This window comes from Streptomyces sp. NRRL S-495 (assembly GCF_000966955.1).
In the GTDB taxonomy this organism is placed as follows: Bacteria; Actinomycetota; Actinomycetes; order Streptomycetales; family Streptomycetaceae; genus Kitasatospora; species Kitasatospora purpeofusca.
Window position 1 is genome coordinate 1 of the sequence record NZ_JZWY01000065.1, and the last position, 295, is coordinate 295.

At 72.9% G+C, this 295-nt stretch carries 1 pseudogene; it reads left to right on the forward strand.

Annotation, left to right across the window (positions count from 1 at the left end):
- A pseudogene (locus VR45_RS04790) lies at positions 1–295 on the forward strand (UDP-glucose/GDP-mannose dehydrogenase family protein); the annotation flags it as partial.

Sequence of the window (295 nt, forward strand, 5' to 3'; positions counted from 1 at the left end):
CGCCTGGAACCCGGAGTTCCTGCGGGAGGGCCACGCGGTGGAGGACACCCTGGCGCCCGACCGGATCGTGCTCGGGGTGCGCCCCGGCCGGGCCGAGGGTCTGCTGCGCGACCTGTACGGGCCGCTGGGCGACATTCCGACCGTGGTCACCGACTACGCCACCGCCGAGCTGGTCAAGACCGCCGCGAACGCCTTCCTGGCGACCAAGATCTCGTACATCAACGCGATCGCCGAGGTGTGCGAGGCGGCCGGCGCCGACGTGGTGCGGCTGGCCGAGGCGCTGGGTCACGACGAG